This is a genomic window from Pseudosulfitobacter koreensis (assembly GCF_024733015.1).
Taxonomy (GTDB): domain Bacteria; phylum Pseudomonadota; class Alphaproteobacteria; order Rhodobacterales; family Rhodobacteraceae; genus Pseudosulfitobacter; species Pseudosulfitobacter koreensis.
This window is the reverse complement of sequence record NZ_JANKJG010000001.1, coordinates 17,176-36,197: the sequence shown is the minus strand read 5'-3', so window position 1 is coordinate 36,197 and position 19,022 is coordinate 17,176. Positions and strand designations below refer to the sequence as shown.

The following is a 19,022-nucleotide window of genomic DNA, read 5'->3' as shown; positions in this document are numbered from 1 at the left end:
TCGGCCTAGATACATTTCTTCTGATGTTTTATCCGATGCAGGAGCACCCATATGGCCCGCGTAACCGTCGAAGACTGCGTAGACAAGGTTCCAAACCGTTTTGAACTGGTGATGCTTGCCGCTCACCGGGCGCGCGAAATTGCGGCTGGCTCGGCTGTGACTGTAGACCGCGACAACGACAAGAACCCCGTCGTGTCCCTGCGCGAGATTGCAGAAGAGACCCAAGGTGCCGACGACCTGCGCGAGCGGATGATCGAAAGCAACCAGAACCAGATCGAAGTCGATGAGCCCGAAGAAGACGCAATGGCGCTCTTGATGGGTCAGGAAACAGCCGACAAGCCGGACGAAGACAGCATGACCGAAGAAATGCTGCTGCGTCAGTTGATGGCGGCTCAGGGGCAAGGCTAACGCCTCAAGGTGCGGACCAAATGATCTCTGCCGACGACCTGATCGCGCTGGTCCGAAACTACAACCCGAAGACAAACGAGAAACAGCTTCGCGCTGCCTATGATTACGGCAGTGCGATGCACGAAGGACAGTTTCGCCATTCCGGCGAGCCGTACTTTACGCACCCCGTGGCCGTCGCCGCGATCCTGACAGAGCAGCAACTGGATGATGCCACGATCATCACCGCATTGCTGCACGACACGATCGAAGACACCAAAGCCTCTTACAAGACGGTATCGCAACTGTTCGGTGACGACGTGGCCACGTTGGTCGACGGCGTCACCAAGCTGACCAATCTGCAGCTGAGTTCGCTGGAAACCAAGCAGGCCGAGAACTTTCGCAAGCTGTTCATGGCGATGTCCAAGGACATGCGGGTGATTCTGGTCAAGCTGGCCGACCGTTTGCACAACATGCGCACGATCAAGTCCATGCGCGTGGACAAGCAGGTGCAGAAGGCCCGCGAGACGATGGACATCTTTGCGCCGCTGGCGGGGCGGATGGGCATGCAGTGGATGCGCGAAGAGCTGGAGGATCTGGCCTTTCGCGTGCTGAACCCAGAGGCGCGCGCGTCGATCATCCGCCGTTTCGTCACACTGCAACGTGAAACCGGTGATGTGATCCAGCGGATCACCAACGACATGCGCCACGAGCTTGAAAAGGCCGGGATCGAGGCAGATGTCTTTGGCCGCGCGAAAAAGCCGTTTTCGATCTGGCGCAAGATGCAGGAGAAAGACCTGTCGTTTTCGCGGCTGTCCGACATCTATGGCTTTCGGCTGATCACCGGCAGTGAAGAGGATTGCTATCGTGCGCTGGGCGCGATCCACCAGCGCTGGCGTGCGGTGCCGGGGCGGTTCAAGGATTACATCAGCCAGCCCAAGACCAACGGCTATCGGTCGATCCACACCACCGTGTCTGGCCGCGACGGCAAGCGGGTCGAGGTGCAGATCCGCACCCGTCAGATGCACGACGTGGCCGAAAGCGGTGTGGCGGCGCATTGGTCGTACCGCGATGGCGTGCGGTCGCAGAACCCCTTTGCTGTCGATCCGGTCAAGTGGATCGCGGGCCTGACCGAACAGTTCAACGACGAGGATGATCACGACGACTTTCTCGAAGCGGTGAAGCTTGAGATGTATTCGGATCAGGTGTTCTGCTTCACGCCCAAGGGCGACGTGGTGAAGCTGCCACGCGGGGCGACGCCGATTGATTTCGCCTATGCGATCCACACCCGCATCGGCAACGCCTGCGTGGGGGCGAAGGTCGACGGGATGCGCGTGCCGCTGTGGACGCGGGTGAAGAACGGCCAGTCGGTCGAGATCATCACCGCCGAAGGGCAGACGCCGCAGGTGACCTGGCTGGAAATCGCGACGACCGGCAAGGCAAAGTCGGCGGTGCGCCGGTCCCTGCGCGAGGCGGACCGCGAGCGGTTCATCAAGCTGGGGCAGGAACTGGCACGTTCGGCGTTTTCGCATGTGGGCCGCAAGGCGACGGACAAGGCACTGGACACCGTGGCCAAGCACCTGCGCCTGTCTTCGGGCGACGAGGTTCTGGCGCGGCTGGGCAGTGCCGAGTTGACGGGGCGCGAAGTGGTGCAGGCGATCTATCCCGATCTGGCACCGAAACCTGGCAAGAAGGTCGACAAGCGGCGCGCGGTGATCGGGCTTTCGCCGGGTCAAAGCTTTGACCGCGCGACCTGTTGCCAGCCTCTGCCCGGCGAGCGGATCGTCGGGATCACCTATCGCGGGCAGGGCGTGGTCGTGCATTCCATCGACTGTCAGCGGCTGGTGGATTTTGACAACCAGCCCGAACGCTGGCTGGACCTGCATTGGCATGACGGCAGCCATCCGGCGGTCTATGGTGCGACATTTGATCTTACTATCGGCAACGATGCAGGCGTTTTGGGGCGCATCTGCACCTTGATTGGCGACAGCAGCGCAAATATCTCCAATCTTGAGTTCCTCGACAGGAAACCGGACTTTTACCGGTTGCTGATTAATGTTGAACTGCGGGACGTGGAGCATCTGCATTCGCTGATGCTTACCCTCGAAGCCGAAAGCGAGGTTGCGTCGATCGAACGCTTCCGCGATGTCACACATGGCGCGGCCGAACCGGCACGCGCGCGCTGAGCCCGCAAGGGAAGGATCTTGCCCCGGTGATCTTCAAACGTCGAGACTCCAAGCCGATCTTGCGCGCACTGGCCGAAGCCCTGTGGCCCCGCGGTGGCTGGGCCCGTGCGTTTCATTACGTCAAGCACCGGGTGCGGCGGCTGCCCGACACGCCCGAGCGCATCGCGCGCGGCATCTGTGCGGGCGTGTTCACCACATTCACGCCGTTCTACGGGATGCATTTCATCGTGGCGGCGACCGTGGCCACGGCGATGCGCGGCAACATTCTGGCCGCACTCATGGCCACGTTCTTTGGCAATCCGCTGACCTATGTGCCCATCGGGATTGCATCGTTGAAAACCGGCCACTGGTTGCTGGGCACCCAGATGGAGGACGACGCACACCGGTCGTTCGGCGGCAAGTTCTACGATGCCGCGTCCGACCTGTGGGATAATCTGATTGCTGTGGCTCAGGGCAATCCGACCGATTGGGCGGGGCTTGAGCGGTTCTTTCACGAGATATTCTTTCCCTACCTCGTTGGCGGCATCATTCCCGGCGTGATCTGCGGTGGCATCGCCTATTACATGGCGGTCCCGCTGCTGCGTGCCTATCAGAAACGGCGCAAGGGCGCGATCAAGGCCAAATTCGAGGCGCTGAAGTCCAAGGCGGCGCAGAAGGCGGCGGCGAAGGCCGCCAGCAAGTCCGAAGCCCGCCCGGACCGGGACTGAGGGCGCTCCTTGTGTATCGGTACAAAGAAGCCCTCGCGCTTGGGGCGCGCCGGTATTAGTCTGCGGCGCAAATAAGATCTGGAGTAACCTTATGAAACCGCTTGGCCCCCTTCGTCTTGGCGTGAACATCGACCACGTGGCAACGGTGCGCAACGCGCGTGGCGGCGACACGCCCGACCCGCTGCGGGCGGCGCGGATTGCGCAAGAGGCCGGGTGCGACGGGATCACGGCGCACCTGCGCGAGGACCGCAGGCATATTTCCGACGCCGACATCGAGGGGCTGATGGAGGTGCTGACCGTGCCGCTGAACTTCGAGATGGCAGCCACGGAAGAGATGCAGAAGATTGCCCTGCGGCACCGCCCCCACGCGGTCTGCATCGTGCCGGAAAAGCGCGAGGAACGCACGACCGAGGGCGGGCTGGAAGTGGCGCGCGAAGAGAACCGTCTGGCGCATTTCATCGCGCCCCTGCGCGACGCCGGGTGCCGGGTGTCGATCTTCATCGCTGCCGACAAGCGCCAGATCGAAGCGGCGCACCGCATCGGCGCGCAGGTGATCGAACTGCACTCCGGGGCCTATTGCGATGCCCACCACGAAGGGCGCATCGAGGACCGCGACCGCGAGCTGGAGGCGCTGCGCGAGATGTCGGGCTTTGCGCATGGGCTGGGGCTGGAGGTGCACGTGGGCCACGGGCTAACCTATGAAACCGTGCAGCCGGTCGCGGCGTTTCCCGAGGTGATGGAGTTGAACATCGGCCATTTCCTGATCGGCGAGGCGATCTTTCGCGGGTTACAGCCTGCAATCGCGGAAATGCGCCGCCTGATGGAGGACGCCCGTGGATAGCTATCGCTTCAACATACCGCGCTTTGCGACGATCTATCTGGCGCTGAGCATTGGCTTGCCGATCCTGCTGTACCTGATCCGCACCTATGCGGGCATCAACCTGAACTCGGGCGGTGTGTCGCTGATCCCGATCATGCTGACCACGCTGAACGAAGGGGCGCGGTTTACCCGCGCCACCGAGCGGCGACCGACCAACCGCGAGGCGTGGAAGATGGCGGGGCTGTTTGCCCTCTTTGGCGTGATGTTGTCGATGCTGCTGGCCGCCGTGGTTTTGGTGGTGGCACCGCTGATGCTGGGGGATCTGACCGGGCTGAGCCTGGGGCTGATCGCGGCCATGGTCGCGGTGATGGCGATTGTCTATGTGCTGGTCGCGCGGGTGTTCTTTGCCCTGGGGGCGCGCAGCGAAATGCGGCGGTTGCCATAAGGCGCGCTTGGGAAGGTGATTGCATGACGTCTTTCTTGCCTGGCGATTGTAGAGGGCCTGCGCGATGATCCTTGGCATCGGCACGGATCTTGCCAACATCGAGCGGATTCAAGGCACGCTGGACCGCTTTGGCGACCGGTTTCGCAATCGCGTGTTCACCGAGATCGAACAGGCCAAGTCCGAGCGTCGCAGGGACGTGGCGGGCACCTATGCCAAACGGTGGGCCGCCAAGGAGGCCTGTTCCAAGGCGCTGGGCACCGGGCTGCGCATGGGCATCGCGTGGCGGGACATGGCCGTCAGCAACCTGCGTACCGGACAGCCGGTGATGCATGTCACCGGATGGGCCGCCGACCGGCTGGCGCAAATGACGCCGCCGGGACACGAGGCGATCATTCACGTGACCCTGACCGACGATCACCCTTGGGCGCAGGCCTTCGTGCTGATCGAAGCGCGGCCCATAGTAGGTTGACGCTTTGGCCGCAGATGGCCTGCCTTGACACCCATGCATTGCACCCGCATGTAGCATCCTGACCAACGCGGGGAGCGCCGACATGGCTGCCAAGGAAAAATCCGGTAACGGATTCGTCGAAACGATCAAGACAATCGTCTATGCATTGCTGATTGCGGGTGTGTTTCGCACCCTGTTCTTTCAGCCGTTCTGGATTCCGTCCGGGTCGATGAAAGAGACGCTGCTGATCGGCGATTTCCTGTTCGTGAACAAGATGGTCTACGGATATTCCTATGCTTCGTGCCCCAGCGTGATCATGCCGCGTTTCGGCATCAACGTCGACGCCGAGGACATCTGCGGTGTCTTTGACGGTGACAACACGCGCCTGTTCGGCGGCACGCCTCAGCACGGCGATGTGGTGGTGTTCCGGCATCCGGTGTCGGGCCGCGACTATATCAAGCGCCTGATCGGCGCGCCGGGCGACACAGTGCAGGTCCAGGACGGCGTTGTCATCCTGAACGGCGAGCCGCTGCCGCAGGAGCCTGCGGGCACGTTCTCGGAGCCGATGACGCGGCAGGGGCCGCAAGGTCTGGTGCCGCGCTGTGAAAACGGGCCCGTCGGCGAAGGCGGCACATGCAACAAGTCGCGATTTATCGAGACGATGCCCAATGGTGTGAGTTACACTGTGCTGAACATGACCGATCAGGGGTCTGACAACACCAACGTGTTTCAGGTGCCCGAGGGGCATTACTTCTTCATGGGCGACAACCGCGACAACTCGTCCGACAGCCGGTTTGCGCAATTGGCCGGGGGTGTCGGCTTTGTGCCCTATGAAAACCTGATCGGGCGGGCCGACCGCATCATGTTCTCGTCCGCGGGCAGATCAATGCTGTTCTTCTGGACATGGCGCGGCGACCGGTTCTTCAAGGGTATCCACTAGGCGATTTGATGAAGATTTCGAACGAGCTCAGGGACTTTCAGAAACGGATCGGACATGCATTCGCCGATCCCGGCCTGTTGACCGAAGCGGTGACCCATGCCTCGATGTCGTCGCCGACGCGGGGCGACAACCAGCGGCTGGAATTCCTGGGCGACCGGGTGCTGGGATTGGCGATGGCGCAAGCGCTGCTTGAGGCCGACACCGAGGCCGCCGAGGGCAAGCTGGCACCGCGTTTCAACGCGCTGGTGCGCAAGGAAACCTGCGCCGACGTGGCCCGCGAAATCGACGTGGGCGCCGTGCTGCGGCTGGGCCGGTCGGAAATGCTGTCGGGAGGGCGCCGCAAGGAGGCGCTGCTGGGCGACGCGATGGAGGCGGTGATTGCCGCCGTCTATCTGGACGCGGGCTTTGATGCCGCTCAGGCGATGATCATCCGGCTGTGGGGCAAGCGCATCGGCGATGTCGATGCCGATGCCCGCGACGCCAAGACCGCGATGCAGGAATGGGCGCAGGCCAAAGGGCTGCAACCGCCGCGCTATGTCGAGGTGGGCCGCGAGGGGCCGGATCATGCGCCGGTGTTTACCATTGCCGCACAGCTGACCACGGGCGCATCTGCGCAGGCGACCGCGAAATCGAAACGTCAGGCCGAACAGGCCGCCGCCGCCGCATTGCTGGCGCAAATGGAGAAGACCCAATGAACACCCGCGCCGGTTTCGTCGCCCTGATCGGAGAGCCGAATGCCGGCAAATCCACCCTGTTGAACCGGATGGTCGGGGCCAAGGTGTCGATCGTCACCCACAAGGTCCAGACCACCCGCACGCGCATCCGCGGCGTCGCCATCGAAGGCGATGCGCAGATCGTGTTCGTGGACACGCCCGGCCTGTTCCAGCCACGCCGCAGGCTGGACCGCGCGATGGTCGCAGCCGCGTGGGGCGGGGCTGCGGATGCCGACGTGGTCGTGCTGATGATCGAGGCGCACCGGGGCGTGTCCGAAGGCGTGGAGCGTATTCTGGAGGGCTTGGGCAACATCGGCGAGGGCCGCAAGGTTGCGTTGGCGATCAACAAGATCGACCGGGTGGAATCGCAGGTTCTGCTGGGGCTGACCAAGGACATGAACGAGCGCTACAACTTCGTCGAGACCTTCATGATTTCCGCCGAGAAGGGATTTGGCGTCGATGCGCTGCGCGCCTGGCTGGCGGGGCAACTGCCCGAGGGGCCTTGGTTGTATCCGGAAGATCAGATCGCCGATCTGCCGATGCGGATGATCGCCGCCGAAATGACCCGTGAAAAGCTGACTCTGCGCCTGCATCAGGAGCTGCCCTACCAGCTGACGGTCGAGACCGAGCATTGGGAAGAGCGCCCTGACGGCACCGCGCGGATCGACCAGGTGGTTTACGTCAGCCGTGATGGTCACAAGGGCATCGTGCTGGGCAATAAGGGCGAGACGATCAAGTCCGTCTCGAAGGCCAGCCGCACCGAGCTGGAGGAGTTCCTGGGCCGTCGCGTGCACCTGTTCTTGCAGGTGAAGGTGCGCGAGAAGTGGCAGGAAGAGGCCGAGCGCTATTCGGAAATGGGGCTGGATTTCAAAGATGGCAACGCCTGATCCTGTGGCCAAGCGACCCTCCGGGGGGAGTTTGTCGGGCAAGATGAAGCCATGAGCCGTTTGACCGCGCGCTTTTGGGTCGATGCCTATCTGACGCGGCTGCGGCTGTTCGATATTCCGGCCTTTGTGGCGGCGCATGGGGATGACACTGGCGGGGCGGTTCTGGTCAAGCTGAACACGCTGGACGGGCAGGCGACGGTGTTTCAACGCAGTTTCGATCTGTCCAGCGACACGCGTGTGTGGGCCGAGCTTGCCAAGGGCGTCGAGGCGGATGTGGATGCGGTGGTGACGCGCCAGCGCGGGTTCGATCCCGATCTGTGGGTGATCGAGGTCGAGGACCGTGCGGGGCGGCATCTGCTGGATCATGACGGGCTGGCCTGAGCATGGACTGGCGGGGAACGGGCATATTGCTGGCCGCGCGCAAACACGGCGAGACCTCAGTCATCATCGAAGTGTTTACCGAAGAGCGGGGACGCCACGCGGGCGTTGTCCGGGGCGGCACCAGCCGCAAGATCGCGCCGATCCTGCAGCCCGGCGCGCAGCTGGACGTGGCGTGGCGCGCGCGGCTGGAAGATCACATCGGCAGCTTCACCGTCGAGCCGGTGCGCAGCAGGGCGGCGCAGGCGATGGGTGACCGGATGTCGCTGGCCGGGCTGAACGCGGTCACGGCGCTGTTGTGCTTTTGCCTGCCCGAGCGCGAGGTTCACGCGCCGCTTTACCGTCGCACCGAAGGGTTGCTGGACCTGATGGGGCAAGAGGATTTGTGGCCGCTGGCCTATCTGCGCTGGGAATTGGCGCTGTTGGAAGAGATGGGTTACGGGCTGGATCTGACTGCCTGCGCGGTGACGGGGAAGACCGAGGGGCTGGTCTATGTCTCGCCCAGGTCGGGACGTGCCGTGTCAGCCGAGGGGGCGGGCGAATGGGCGGACAGGATGTTGCCGCTGCCTGATGTGCTGCGCGGGCGCGGCGAAGCGCCGGACACCGAGATTGCCGAAGGGTTGAAGACCACGGGTCACTTTCTGTCGGCGCATCTGGCGGGCGATCAGGGCAACCGTGCGTTGCCCGTGGCACGGGCGCGCTTTGTCGAGGCGTTCAGTCGGCGGCTCTGAACAGCAGTTCGCGGCCCTTTTCATTCTTCAGGATCATCACGTCGCCCAGTACCTCGATCAGCGTCATGGAGGCCAGCGCATTGAAATACCGGCTTTCGTCCGCGATTTCAGGGCAGGTGCGGCGGGTGGCGCGCAGCGGGCCGGTTTCGAACCACGGATAGGGCACGGACATGGTGGTCGCATAGCCGTTGCACGGACCCTGACCCGCGATCTTGCCGGTTTCGGGGAAGTTGAGGGTTGCTGTGGCGCTGAACGGTTGCCCGTCGATTTCAGTCAGGACCCAGGTCTTGTCCCCGGCCCCATAGGCGCGGGCGGTCTCATCTGCCTTGCAGGCGGCGGCGAAGGTAAGTGCGAGGATCAGGGCAATGCGCATGGCATTGACTAGCGCAACGCCAACACGAGGTCGATCAACGCGGTATAGGCATTGGCGGAATCGTGCCGTTCGGATTTGGGCAGCATCGGCATTCCGATCAGCGCACCATAGGCGGCGCGGGCGAAATCAGGGTTCTTGAGGCCCAGTTGCGTGAGCAGCGTCGCCATGTAGGTCAGACGTTCGGCGTCGACCTGCGCCAGCGCATCGGCGGCGTCCTTGTTCTCGCGCGCCCACGAGCGGATCGCAGGGGCTGTGGTGTCGTCGAGCACCTGGGTGCCGAAGTCCTGCAGGCGGTCGGCGGGGGAGCCTTCACCTTCCAGCAGTGCGACCACATCGGCGAACGCCTCGCTTTTCCAATGGTCCAGCAGGGCCGCGTGAAAGGCCGGGACATCGGTGAAGTGCCAATAGAACGAGCCCTTGGTCGTGCCCATGCGCCTTGCCAGGGGTTCGGCGCGCAACGCGGGCGGGCCATCGCTGCGCAGGGCGGTGATACCTGCGCTGATCCACTTCTCGCGATTGAGACGGGCATGTTTCATGGATTTAAGCGTAGAGCGTCGCTGCGCAGGTCACAAGCGGCATATGCTGCGGGTGCAGCATATACGCGAAAGCTTGCGGTGTGGCAGGGCGGGGGTGCCCGCAAAAGCGGCAGGTCAGCCCAGCAGGCGGCGGGCGATGACCTGAGCCTGGATTTCGGCGGCCCCCTCGAAGATGTTGAGGATGCGCGCATCGCAAAGCACGCGGCTGATCTTGTATTCCAGTGCAAAGCCGTTGCCGCCGTGGATCTGCAAGCCGTTGTCGGCGGCGGCCCATGCCACGCGTGCGCCGAGCAGCTTGGCCATTCCGGCCTCGACGTCGCAGCGGCGGCTCTGGTCCTTCTCGAAGGCGCTGAAGTAGGTCAACTGGCGGGCGATCATGATCTCTACGGCCATCATCGCCAGCTTGTTTGCGACACGGGGGAATTCGATCAGCGATTTGCCGAACTGCTTGCGGTCGATGGCGTATTGCATCGAGATATCCAGCGCCGATTGGGCCACGCCGATGGCACGTGCGGCGGTCTGGATGCGGGCGGATTCGAAGGTCTCCATCAGCTGCTTGAAGCCTTTGCCCTCTTCGCCGCCGAGCAGGTTTTCGCCCTTCACGTGGAAGTTGTCGAAGGCCAGCTCGTATTCCTTCATGCCGCGGTAGCCCAGCACCTCGATTTCGCCGCCGGTCATGCCGTCGGTGGGGAAGGGGTTCGCGTCGTCGCCGGGTGTCTTTTCGGCCAGGAACATCGACAGGCCCTTGTAGTCGGTGGTGGTCGGATCGGTTCGGGCAAGCAGCGTCATCACATGAGTGCGCGAGGCGTGGGTGATCCACGTCTTGTTGCCGGTGACCTTGTAATCATCGCCATCCTTGACGGCGCGGGTGCGCAGCGCACCAAGGTCAGAGCCGGTGTTGGGTTCGGTGAAGACGGCCGTGGGCAGCTTTTCCCCCGAGGCGAGGGCGGGGAGCCATTTGGCTTTCTGTTCGTCCGTGCCGCCCGCGATGATCAACTCGGCTGCGATTTCCGAGCGGGTGCCCAGCGAGCCCACGCCGATATAGCCGCGCGACAGCTCTTCGGAGACCACGCACATCGACGCCTTGGACAGGCCCAGGCCGCCGTGCTCTTCGGGGATGGTCAGGCCGAAGACGCCCATTTCGGCCAGCTCGTTGATCACTTCGATGGGGATCAGCTGGTCGTTCAGGTGCCAGTCGTGGGCAAAGGGCTCGACCTTTTCCAGCGCATAGCGGCGGAATTGTTCGCGGATCATCTCAAGCTCTTCGTCGAGGCCGGACGCACCCACCGTAATCTCGGCGCTGCGTTCCTGCATCAGCTCGACCAGACGGATGCGCGCGGCTTGGGTATTGCCATGCTGGATCAGTGCGGTGATCGCGGGCGTGGACAGGCCCGCCATATCGTCGGGAGACAGGCCCATGTCGTGCGCGCGCACGACCTCGCCCTGGTTCATCGCGATGCCGCCCTGGATCTGGGCAAGGTATTCGCCGAAACCGATCTGCAGCAGCAGCTGTTCGACTTCGCCAAAGCGGCCGTTCTGATCCAGTGCGGTCGCCCATTTGTGCATCTCGTGCAGGGACTGCGCATAGGTCGCCAGCCACGCCAGCCCGTGTGCCGCGGTCTGGTTCTGTTCGACGAGGGTGGCGGAGACACGGCCATTTTCGCTGAGCATCACGCGCAGCTTGTCCTTGGCGGTGTCGAGAATCGCATCGACTGGCGCGATCGCGTGGCTGGTTGTCGCCAAAAGATCGCCCATAATCACCGAAGTAGCCGAAGTCATGTCTTGTCCATCGTGCGCCATGTCTGAAATCCCTTGTTTGCTTGCCGGTTGAGATAGGGCCTTCGCAGGTGCAGCGCAACTTATTTGCGTTTACATGCGGCAATTTGATCGAAAGTTACGCCGTGTTTTTGGAGGTGCAGCGGCTGGACAGGGTGGTATAGCGGGGTCATGGACATCCTTCTGACACTGCTGACGCCGCTTCAATTCGGACTTGCCCTCGGGATTGCATTGCTGGCCGGATTCGTGAAGGGCGTCGTGGGGTTCGCGATGCCGATGATATTCGTTTCGGGGCTGTCGACGTTCCTGGCGCCCGATCTGGCGCTGGCGATGCTGCTGTTGCCGACATTGGCCACGAACGGAGTGCAGGCGCTGCGTCAGGGGCCTCGTGCCGCCTGGGCGTCGATCACCAAGTTCAGGACCTACATGATCGTGGGCGGGATTGTTCTGGTTCTGAGCGCGCAATTGGTCAGTGTGCTGCCGATGCAGGTGATGCTGCTGATCATCGGGGTTCCGGTGACCGGTTTTGCGCTGATGCAGATCGTTGGCTGGACGCTGAAGCTGAATGGGCAAAGCACGGTCTTCGAGGTGGTGATCGGGACGGTTGCCGGGTTTCTGGGCGGTATTTCCGGCATCTGGGGCCCGCCGACGGTGATGTATCTGACGGCACTGGGGACCGAGAAACATGAACAGATGCGCGCGCAGGGCGTGATCTATGGGCTGGGGGCGGTGTCGTTGGTGGGGGCGCACGTCGGGTCGGGTGTGCTGAACGCGGCGACCTGGCCGCTGAGTGCCGCGATGGTCGTTCCGGCGCTGTTGGGCATGGTCTGCGGCAGCCGGGTCATGGACCGGATCGACCAGGTGCTGTTCCGCCGCGCGACGCTGTTCGTTCTGCTGGTGGCAGGGGTGAACCTGGTGCGTCGCGCGCTGGTTGAATAGCCTTCAGGCTGATTTGGCGACGGTACGCCCGGACACGTCTTCGATGAAGGTGACGATGCGGGACTTGATCTGCTCATCCTCGATGGAGGCCACTGCGTTGACGATATCGAGACCGTGATCGCGGGTGCTTTCCTGTGCGCTGTCCGCGTCGGTCAGGCCTTCGAAAAAGTAAGAGGTCGGCACCTGAAGAATGCGTGACAGGTCGTAAAGACGGCTGGCCGCGATGCGGTTCGAGCCGATTTCGTATTTCTGGATTTGTTGGAAAGACAGTTTCAGCTGACGTGCAACATCTGTTTGCGACATGCGTCGCAGGGTGCGTGCTTGTTTCAGCTTACGACCAACATGAATATCTACGGGATGAGACATCTGTTTAAGTACCTCCGGTTGTATGGCGGTCAGTGATCATCGGAATCTCGTCCGCAATCAAGTGCATAGATTTTTACAAATGGGGTGCATAGATGTTGCATCACTGGATGATTTATGTACCACTAATAAAAGTATAGGTTGAAAGGGGCCGTAAAATTACACGTAAGCCTTCAGATGTACACTACGACCATCACCCCCTCTTGTTTGAAATGCTGCGCTCATTCACCACTTTGGCGCGTCATTTGAACCTGTCTTCGGCTGTAGAGGAACTGGGAAGCACTCGTCAGACCGTGCGACGGCACATTTCGTTCCTGGAGCAGGCCAAGGGATTCGACCTGTTTCGAATCAGGGACCGCCGATACGAGCTGACCGAGCGCGGCGCCAGTGCGTTGCCAGAGGCTCTGACGCTGCTGTCGCGCGGCAACGCCTGGCTGACCTCCGAGGTCGGTTTTGAACACGGCATGCTGCGCATTTCCAAGGAAGATGGCGAATGGCGCTTTTTCATGCAGCAACGCCCCCTGGGCGATCTGTGGCAGAACGGGTCCGAGTTCATGCGCGCGTGCATGCGGTACTGGGCCGAGTCTGGCGGCAACATCGAGCATCCCGCGTTCCAGCCCGTGCGCCCCTATGCGATGGTGTTCCGGCCCAACGATCAGCACTGGGTCTGTGTGGACGTGGGGCGCGAGTCTTCCTTCGCCACCTGGTTCGGCTGGGAATGGCAAAGCAGTTCCATTGGCCGCACGCTCGAGGCACTCCCGGGCGGGCCGCTGATCAGTGACCTCATGGAGGGCACCTTTCAGGAGATCGCGGCGAACAACGCGCTGCGCTTTGACCACATACACACAACGGTGGCGCGAAAGCCCGGCACACCGCTGATGCCGCTGAGCTATGCGCGTCTGCTGCTGGGCGCGCGGTTCCCTGACGGATCCTTTGCGCTGGTCAACATCATCGAGCGGACCAACGATCTGATGATCGACGACCTGCCGGAGAAATTCGCCAACACGATGGACGCGGACTGGGAAATGAACGTCGATATCTGACCGCTGACGGAGCTGGCCATGCGTGTCAGGGCCACGCCGATCTGGCTGGCGCATGTCTTCTGCCATGCAAATGCAACACGTTTGGTGTATGTCTCGGGCTGGAACTGTGTCTGATGCGGGCATGAACGGGATGTCCGCCTGCCACCGTTCATCCTGTTCATGCGTCTCACGAAGGAGAATCCTGATGAGCATCCACACTGTCTTTGAAGGCTCGCGTTTGCTGACGGAAACGGTTGAGTTGTTGGCAAAGCGACAGCTTTACATTTCTGTCGGTGACGATTTCAACGAATATAAGGCCTTGATTTCACAGTGTCGGCCTCACCAGCCGGTCAGCCTGCCGTTTGATACCGCGCGCTCTGACATGACGGCGGACAAGGGGTTCTGGTCTGTCGGGCGCAACCCGCAGGGCAAGATCGTGCAGACACAGGCGGTGCGGTTGATCGACCTTCAGGGGCATACGCTGGCCGATCACATGGAGCAGAACTTTCGCGCCTATCCGCCGTCGGGCGTGCCGATTGATCTGGACGATTCCTGGTACAAGTCGGGTCCGGGGGCGCGTCGCATGGCGGGCAAGGTCTGCTATCACGGCGAAATGTGGATCAACCCTGAAGAGGGCAATTATCGCGGGCGCGGGATCGTCGATATCCTTGCGCGGTTCGCGTTCCTGACCAGCCTGTTGCAGTGGCAGCCCGATTACGTCTTTGGCTTCATGCCGCGAACCATCGCCCGGCGTGGACTGGCCGAGCGCGAGGGGTATATGCACGTCGATCCGTTCTGCCTGAGCTGGAAGATCGAAGGCCAGAACAAGCCGGTCGAGGGCAACATGGTCTATATGGGGTTCGAGGATCTTCAGCACATCATCCATGTGCCGCTGGACCTTGCGGCCTGATCCTGACCTCGCATGAAAAAGCCCCCGCACCTTAGGGGTGTCGGGGGCTTTCTTGTGTCGTGTCTGGATGGGGTGCGTTCAGCCGATGGCAGCGGCGCGCACGTCGTCGTCGATATGCGGCAGGTACTGCGCGAAGTTGGATGCGAACATCTCGACCAGCTTTTCGGCCTGACGGTCATAGCTTGCTGCATCGCCCCAAGTGCGCCGCGGGTCCAGCAGGATGTCGGCGACGCCGTCCACGTTGACCGGCACTTCGAAGCCGAAGTTGGCGTCTTTGCGGAACTTCGCATTGCCGAGGCTGCCGTCCAGCGCCGCCGTCAGCAGCGATCGGGTGGCGCGGATCGGCATCCGGCTGCCGGTGCCATAGGCGCCGCCCGTCCAGCCGGTGTTGACCAGCCAGCAGGTCGCGCCGTGGCGGGCGATCTTGTCACGCAAGAGGTTGCCGTAGACTTCGGGACGGCGCGGCATGAATGGCGCACCGAAGCAGGTGGAGAACGTGGGCTCGGGTTCGGTCACGCCACGCTCGGTTCCGGCAACCTTGGACGTGAAGCCCGACAGGAAGTGGTACATCGCCTGCGCCGGTGTCAGCCGCGCGATGGGGGGCAGCACGCCGAATGCGTCGCAGGTCAGCATGATGATGTTCTTGGGGTGCCCGCCCAGGGCGGTTTTGGACGCGTTCGAGATATAGTGCAGCGGATATGCGCAGCGCATGTTCGCAGTCAGGCTGTCGTCGGCGAAGTCGAGGTTCTTGGTTTCGTCGTCGAAGATCATGTTTTCGATCACGGTGCCGAATTTTTCGGTCGTGGCATAGATTTCCGGCTCGGCCTCGGCGCTCAGGTTGATCGTCTTTGCATAGCAGCCGCCCTCGAAGTTGAAGGTGCCGCGATCCGACCAGCCGTGTTCGTCGTCGCCGATCAGCGTGCGGGCAGGGTCGGCGGAAAGGGTGGTCTTGCCGGTGCCGCTGAGGCCGAAGAACACGGCAGTGTCGACAGGGTTGCCCGTGGCGTGGTTGGCCGAGCAGTGCATCGGCATCACGCCTTTTTCGGGCAGCATGTAGTTCAGCAGGGTAAAGACCGACTTCTTGTTCTCGCCCGCATATTCGGTGCCGCCGATCAGGATGATCTTGCGGTCGAAGTTCAGCGCGATCACGGTCTCGGAGCGGCAGTCGTGCTTGGCCGGGTCCGCCTTGAACGAGGGGCAGTTGATGATGGTGAAATCGGCCACGAAGTCTTCCAGGTCCTCGCGGTCGGGGCGGCGCAGAAGATGGCGGATGAAGAGGCCATGCCAGGCCAGTTCGGTGACCATGCGCACGTTGATCGCATAGGCGGGGTCGGCACCGCCGATCAGGTCCTGCACGAAATAATCGCGGCCCTTCATGTGGGCCAGCATGTCATCATAGAGCGCGTCAAAGCCCGCCTCGGACATCGCGGCGTTGTTTTCCCACCAGATATTGTCGGCGACGCTGGCGGTTTTCACCACGTGCTTGTCCTTGGGCGAGCGCCCCGTAAACTTGCCCGTGGTCACCAAAAAGGCACCGCCCTTGCCCAGGGTGCCTTCGCCGCGTGACAGGGCTGTTTCGACCAGCGCAGGCTCGATCAGGTTGTAATAGACATTGCCCAGCTCCTCGATCCCTTGATCTTCAAGCCGGAAATTCGGGTTCACCCGTCCAGATGTCATGTGTCGTCTCCCTGTCGCCGCCACGGGCGGATGGTGCCAAATACGACGCTGGCGCGCCGCGGCCATCATGGCCTGATCGCCTCATAACATGAGGTTTCCAAACATGAACAGGACGCTTTGGCACAGTTAGCGCCACCACCGCGATCTTTGGCCCAAGTAGCGCTACGTGCCTTGATCCAGGGCTTGCCACGGTAAGAAAAAGTGCGTCAATTTAGCCATTCCTAACCAAATTGTGGCGCAATTGCGGCGTTGGAGCCAGCCGATTCGCAGTTAAGGATTGATTCGACCCGTTAATTTCTGGATGTATGGGTAAAAAACAATATTGAGCAGCATAAAGGGTATGGGCAATGTCGAAGATCGCATTGGTAGATGACGACAGGAACATCCTGACGTCAGTTTCGATGACGCTTGAGGCCGAAGGCTTTGAGGTGGAAACCTATAATGACGGGCAGGCGGCGCTGGACGCCTTCAACAAGGGGCTGCCGGACATGGCGGTTCTGGACATCAAGATGCCGCGCATGGACGGGATGGACCTGTTGCAGCGGCTGCGCCAGAAGACTTCGATGCCGGTGATTTTCCTGACCTCCAAGGACGATGAGATCGACGAGGTTCTGGGTCTGCGCATGGGCGCTGACGATTACGTCAAGAAGCCCTTCAGTCAGCGCCTGCTGGTCGAACGCATCCGCGCGCTGTTGCGCCGTCAGGATGCGGTCGCCACGGACGAGGTCGGCGACACCGAAGAGACCAAGGTGATGGAACGCGGCGATCTGCGGATGGATCCGCTGCGCCATTCGGTCAGCTGGAAGGGCAACGATGTCTCGCTGACCGTGACCGAATTTCTGCTGCTGCAGGCGTTGGCCCAGCGGCCCGGTTTCGTCAAGTCGCGAGACCAGCTGATGGACGTCGCCTATGACGATCAGGTCTATGTCGACGACCGGACAATTGACAGCCACATCAAGCGGTTGCGTAAGAAGATGCGCACCGCCGACGATTCCTTTTCGGCGATTGAGACGCTGTATGGGATCGGCTATCGTTACAACGAAGAGTGACACGGGCAAATGGCGCTGGCCGAAAGGAACTTTGTGCGGGACTTGGCCCCACCCCCATCGCGTGATGGCGACGTTGTGCTGGGCGACGATTGGGTCGCGCCCGACCGCTCGGAAACCGGCAGGGAAATCCGTGCCAGCCGCGCGCGGCGCGGGCTCTTTTCGTTGCGCGGGTCGCCTCTGACACGCAAGATCATCACCTTCAACCTGATCGCGCTGAACGTCCTGGTCGCCGGTATCCTCTACCTCAATTCGTCGCGTGACAGTCTGGCCGTGCAGCGCGCCACCTCGATGGTCAGCGAGGCCGAACTGATCGCGGACGTGATCGAGGCGCAATTGCCCGTGGGCGCGCCTGTCAGCCTTACCACGGGCGACGGCGTGGATGTGGCCACCACCCTGCAAGGGCTGGACCTGCGCAGCGGTATCGAGGTTCTGGTGTTCGACCCGTCGGGCACGCTGGTGTCCAGCATCGAAGGCAACGCGGTGCAACCCCTGATTGGGCTGCCCGATGGTGGCAACCGGACGATCCTGACCGACGGGCTCAGCTGGCTCTGGGGCAAGCTGTCGGCACCCTTTGCGACCGATCCGCCGATGAACGTGCCCACGGTCGAGGATCAGTTGCGCACATTGGTCCCGGTCAGCCTGACCGGCGGCACGCAGGTGCGCGACGGGCTTGATACCGTTGGCGGCACGCTTTTCAGCGTCGTGACCCCTATCCTGCAAGGTGGCACCGCCGTTGGCGTCGTCGGCATCACCTCGGCTGCCGGCGAGATCGACAACCTGGTCCGCAGCGAGCGCGAGCGCGTCTTGCAGATGTTCGTGATCGCCACGCTGGTATCCGTCGGGCTCAGCCTGGTGCTGGCGTCGACTATCGCCAACCCGCTGGCAGATCTGGCCGCCGCCGCCGAACTGGGCCGCGACCGCAACCAGCGCAAGGTGAACCCCGGCCGCATCCGCATTCCCGACCTGACCGCGCGGCCCGATGAAATCGGACGGCTTTCGGGTGCGCTGCGCGGCATGATCGCGGCGCTCTACAATCGTATCGACGGCAACGAACAATTCGCCGCCGACGTCGCGCACGAGATCAAGAACCCGCTGGCCTCACTGCGGTCCGCCGTGGGCACGCTGCGGCTGATCAAGCGCGAAGACCAGCGCGAGAAGCTGTTGGACGTGATCGACCACGATGTGCGCCGTCTCGACCGTCTGGTCAGCGATATTTCCAATGCCTCGCGGCTGGATTCAGAACTGGTCAAGGAAGAGGAAGAGCCTTTCGATCTGCTCAAGATGCTGGGCAATCTCAGCGAATATCTGGGCGAGGACGCCAAGTCCAAGGGCATCGACTTTATCACTGATCTGCCCGCGCAACCTTTGCAGGTGCACGGGCTTGAGGCGCGGTTGGCGCAGGTCTTCGTCAACCTGATCACCAATGCGATTTCCTTCTGCGAGGACGGCGACGCGATCCGCGTCTGGGCCCGCAAGAAGGAAAACCGCGTGCTGGTGGTGGTGGAGGACACCGGGCCTGGCATTCCCGATCAGGCGCTGACGAAGATCTTCAAGCGGTTCTATTCCCAACGTCCCGAAGAGCATTTTGGCAACAACTCCGGCCTTGGCCTTGCGATCTCGAAACAGATCGTTGAGGCGCATGGCGGCGTGATCTGGGCAGAGAACATTCGCCCGACCGATGCCGATATCACCAGCGAGCCGCTGGGCGCCCGTTTCGTCGTGGGTCTGCCGGTCTGAT

The 19,022-nt window shown here is 62.2% G+C and carries 21 protein-coding genes; 16 read left to right on the top strand and 5 right to left on the bottom strand.

The features are described from left to right. Positions 1-51: 51 nt before the first annotated feature. The 11 genes from rpoZ to recO all read left to right on the top strand — a co-directional run bounded on the left by rpoZ (position 52) and on the right by recO (position 8,639). Positions 52-408 carry a DNA-directed RNA polymerase subunit omega gene (rpoZ, locus tag NTA49_RS00200; RefSeq protein WP_261368047.1) on the top strand — a complete coding sequence of 119 codons (357 nt, stop codon included), beginning with the start codon at positions 52-54 and terminating at the stop codon, positions 406-408. A gap of 20 nt (positions 409-428) precedes the next feature. Then, positions 429-2,570, top strand: a complete 2,142-nt coding sequence (locus NTA49_RS00195) for a RelA/SpoT family protein (RefSeq protein WP_258292632.1) — start codon at positions 429-431, stop codon at positions 2,568-2,570. 26 nt (positions 2,571-2,596) lie between these two features. Further along, the gene (locus NTA49_RS00190) at positions 2,597-3,277 is read left to right on the top strand and encodes a DUF2062 domain-containing protein (RefSeq protein WP_258292631.1); all 681 of its coding nucleotides are present in this window, start codon (positions 2,597-2,599) and stop codon (positions 3,275-3,277) included. A 91-nt stretch (positions 3,278-3,368) separates the two neighbouring features. Then, positions 3,369-4,118 carry a pyridoxine 5'-phosphate synthase gene (locus tag NTA49_RS00185; protein WP_258292630.1) on the top strand — a complete coding sequence of 250 codons (750 nt, stop codon included), beginning with the start codon at positions 3,369-3,371 and terminating at the stop codon, positions 4,116-4,118. Beyond that, positions 4,111-4,542: an ABZJ_00895 family protein gene (locus NTA49_RS00180; RefSeq protein WP_258292629.1), complete on the top strand. Its 432-nt coding sequence runs from the start codon at positions 4,111-4,113 to the stop codon at positions 4,540-4,542. The genes NTA49_RS00185 and NTA49_RS00180 overlap by 8 nt, the downstream gene beginning before the upstream one ends. A gap of 64 nt (positions 4,543-4,606) precedes the next feature. Continuing rightward, positions 4,607-5,011, top strand: a complete 405-nt coding sequence (gene acpS / locus NTA49_RS00175; RefSeq protein ID WP_258292628.1) for a holo-ACP synthase — start codon at positions 4,607-4,609, stop codon at positions 5,009-5,011. Between the two features lie 82 nt (positions 5,012-5,093). Next, positions 5,094-5,930, top strand: a complete 837-nt coding sequence (gene lepB / locus NTA49_RS00170) for a signal peptidase I (RefSeq protein ID WP_258292627.1) — start codon at positions 5,094-5,096, stop codon at positions 5,928-5,930. Between the two features lie 8 nt (positions 5,931-5,938). Then, positions 5,939-6,625, top strand: coding sequence for a ribonuclease III (rnc, locus tag NTA49_RS00165; RefSeq protein WP_258292626.1), 687 nt, complete (start codon positions 5,939-5,941; stop codon positions 6,623-6,625). After that, positions 6,622-7,530: a GTPase Era gene (gene era, locus NTA49_RS00160; protein ID WP_258292625.1), complete on the top strand. Its 909-nt coding sequence runs from the start codon at positions 6,622-6,624 to the stop codon at positions 7,528-7,530. The genes rnc and era overlap by 4 nt, the downstream gene beginning before the upstream one ends. Positions 7,531-7,581: 51 nt before the next feature. Further along, positions 7,582-7,911, top strand: coding sequence for a DUF1491 family protein (locus tag NTA49_RS00155; RefSeq protein WP_258292624.1), 330 nt, complete (start codon positions 7,582-7,584; stop codon positions 7,909-7,911). A gap of 2 nt (positions 7,912-7,913) precedes the next feature. Beyond that, positions 7,914-8,639 carry a DNA repair protein RecO gene (recO, locus tag NTA49_RS00150; RefSeq protein WP_258292623.1) on the top strand — a complete coding sequence of 242 codons (726 nt, stop codon included), beginning with the start codon at positions 7,914-7,916 and terminating at the stop codon, positions 8,637-8,639. Here the strand turns inward: recO and NTA49_RS00145 are convergent. The 3 genes from NTA49_RS00145 to NTA49_RS00135 form a co-directional block, all read right to left on the bottom strand. Continuing rightward, positions 8,623-9,012: an META domain-containing protein gene (locus tag NTA49_RS00145; protein ID WP_258292622.1), complete on the bottom strand. Its 390-nt coding sequence runs from the start codon at positions 9,010-9,012 to the stop codon at positions 8,623-8,625. The two genes, recO and NTA49_RS00145, sit on opposite strands and share 17 nt — an antisense overlap. 8 nt (positions 9,013-9,020) lie before the next feature. Then, positions 9,021-9,548 (bottom strand): TetR/AcrR family transcriptional regulator, encoded by a 528-nt coding sequence (locus NTA49_RS00140; protein WP_258292621.1) that lies wholly within the window; start codon positions 9,546-9,548, stop codon positions 9,021-9,023. Positions 9,549-9,662: 114 nt separating this feature from the next. Further along, the gene (locus tag NTA49_RS00135) at positions 9,663-11,348 is read right to left on the bottom strand and encodes an acyl-CoA dehydrogenase family protein (protein ID WP_258292620.1); all 1,686 of its coding nucleotides are present in this window, start codon (positions 11,346-11,348) and stop codon (positions 9,663-9,665) included. A gap of 147 nt (positions 11,349-11,495) precedes the next feature. Here NTA49_RS00135 and NTA49_RS00130 point away from each other — a divergent pair, with 147 nt between their 5' ends. After that, positions 11,496-12,263: a sulfite exporter TauE/SafE family protein gene (locus NTA49_RS00130; RefSeq protein ID WP_258292619.1), complete on the top strand. Its 768-nt coding sequence runs from the start codon at positions 11,496-11,498 to the stop codon at positions 12,261-12,263. 3 nt (positions 12,264-12,266) lie between these two features. Here NTA49_RS00130 and NTA49_RS00125 read toward each other — a convergent pair whose 3' ends face one another. Further along, positions 12,267-12,629, bottom strand: coding sequence for a helix-turn-helix domain-containing protein (locus tag NTA49_RS00125; RefSeq protein ID WP_258292618.1), 363 nt, complete (start codon positions 12,627-12,629; stop codon positions 12,267-12,269). A 209-nt stretch (positions 12,630-12,838) separates the two neighbouring features. Here NTA49_RS00125 and NTA49_RS00120 point away from each other — a divergent pair, with 209 nt between their 5' ends. Both NTA49_RS00120 and NTA49_RS00115 read left to right on the top strand, forming a co-directional pair. Further along, the gene (locus NTA49_RS00120) at positions 12,839-13,669 is read left to right on the top strand and encodes a helix-turn-helix domain-containing protein (RefSeq protein ID WP_258292617.1); all 831 of its coding nucleotides are present in this window, start codon (positions 12,839-12,841) and stop codon (positions 13,667-13,669) included. Positions 13,670-13,853: 184 nt separating this feature from the next. Then, the gene (locus tag NTA49_RS00115; RefSeq protein ID WP_258292616.1) at positions 13,854-14,558 is read left to right on the top strand and encodes a hypothetical protein; all 705 of its coding nucleotides are present in this window, start codon (positions 13,854-13,856) and stop codon (positions 14,556-14,558) included. A 78-nt stretch (positions 14,559-14,636) separates the two neighbouring features. Here NTA49_RS00115 and NTA49_RS00110 read toward each other — a convergent pair whose 3' ends face one another. Continuing rightward, positions 14,637-16,235 (bottom strand): phosphoenolpyruvate carboxykinase, encoded by a 1,599-nt coding sequence (locus NTA49_RS00110; RefSeq protein WP_258292615.1) that lies wholly within the window; start codon positions 16,233-16,235, stop codon positions 14,637-14,639. Between the two features lie 347 nt (positions 16,236-16,582). Here NTA49_RS00110 and NTA49_RS00105 point away from each other — a divergent pair, with 347 nt between their 5' ends. Continuing rightward, positions 16,583-17,284 (top strand): response regulator transcription factor, encoded by a 702-nt coding sequence (locus NTA49_RS00105; protein WP_258292614.1) that lies wholly within the window; start codon positions 16,583-16,585, stop codon positions 17,282-17,284. A gap of 9 nt (positions 17,285-17,293) precedes the next feature. Continuing rightward, on the top strand, positions 17,294-19,021 hold the full coding sequence (locus NTA49_RS00100) for a sensor histidine kinase (protein WP_261368046.1): 1,728 nt from the start codon (positions 17,294-17,296) through the stop codon (positions 19,019-19,021). Position 19,022: the final 1 nt, after the last annotated feature.